Here is a 1,288-nt window from a genome sequence, read left to right on the forward strand (position 1 = left end):
GTAACAACATACGCCTTATGTGTGGGCTCCATTACCTCAAACATGTCTACGCCCTGTCCGATGAAGAAGTCTGTGCCCGATGGGTAGAAAACCCCTACTATCAGTACTTTTGCGGCAATGTGTATTTTGAGCACAAACTCCCGATAAACCCCTCGTCGATGACCCGCTTCCGCCAACGCATCGGTGAAGACGGGGCAAAGAAGTTGCTTCAACTGACGGTTGAAGCGGGTGTGAAGACCAAAACCGTCAAACCTGCGAGTTTTAAACAGGTGGTGGTTGATACCACAGTGATGGAAAAGGCGGTCGCGTTTCCCACCGATGCCAAGCTGTTAAACCGGTGTCGTGAACATCTGGTCACACTCACCCACAAGCAAGGGATGGGTCTTCGCCAAAGCTATGCCCGATTGGGTAAGCGTGCCCTGCTAAAAGTCGGGCGCTACGGCCATGCCCGACAGTTCAAACGAATGCGTCGGGAGGTCAAACGGCTTAAGACCTATCTGGGGCGGGTAGCGCGGGATATCCAACGCCGACTGGTTAACCATCCCCATCTACGCCCTGTTTTTGAAGAGAAATTGTGCCAGGCAGAGCGCCTTCTCACACAAGGTAAAACAGGCAAAAACAAGTTGTACAGCCTTCACGCACCGGAAGTGGAGTGCATCGCCAAAGGCAAAGCGCATAAGAAATATGAGTTTGGTGTAAAAGTAGGCGTCGTCACCACGTTGAAGGAGCAATTTGTGTTATGCAGCCAAGTCTTCCCCGGTCGCCCCTATGATGGTCATACCTTGTTTCGCAGTTTGGGAGAAGCGTCTCGCCAATGCGGTTGTTGGGCAGAAAAGGCGTTGGTAGACCGAGGTTACCGGGGCTATCTGACGCAGGGAAATGACTGTTTTACCATTCACATAGCGGGTCAAAAGCGAGGGTTGACGGTGCATGAGAAACAAACACTCAAACGACGAAATGCGATAGAGCCTATCATCGGGCACATGAAGACAGACGGTCTGTTAGGACGAAACTATCTGCTGGGTGAAATGGGCGATGCCATCAACGCCGTGCTTTGTGGTGCTGGACAGAACCTGAGAATGATTTTGAAGAAGCTGCGGCTTCTTTTTGTCTGGGTTTTGGCTCAGATGATGAGCCATCAAAGGCAGATGCCAGTTCAGGACAATGAACAAGGATGCTATTGCGACTAAGCAGGCGCAGTTGTCTAAAAAATAGGGAAGCTGGTATTTCAGCTTCCCTATTTTTTGCTTGATTTCTTAATGGCAAAAACGGCTTTTTCAGGGCCGAC

General features: G+C 50.5%; 1 protein-coding gene. It reads left to right on the forward strand.

Features of this window, described 5'->3' with window-relative positions; translation table 11 throughout:
• Window positions 1–1,190, forward strand: a 1,190-nt coding sequence (locus GMA8713_RS25690) for an IS5 family transposase (RefSeq protein ID WP_062715510.1), incomplete at its 5' end; no start/stop codon positions are given.
• Window positions 1,191–1,288 lie beyond the last annotated feature (98 nt).

The organism is Grimontia marina, assembly GCF_900060185.1.
Lineage (GTDB): Bacteria > Pseudomonadota > Gammaproteobacteria > Enterobacterales > Vibrionaceae > Enterovibrio > Enterovibrio marinus.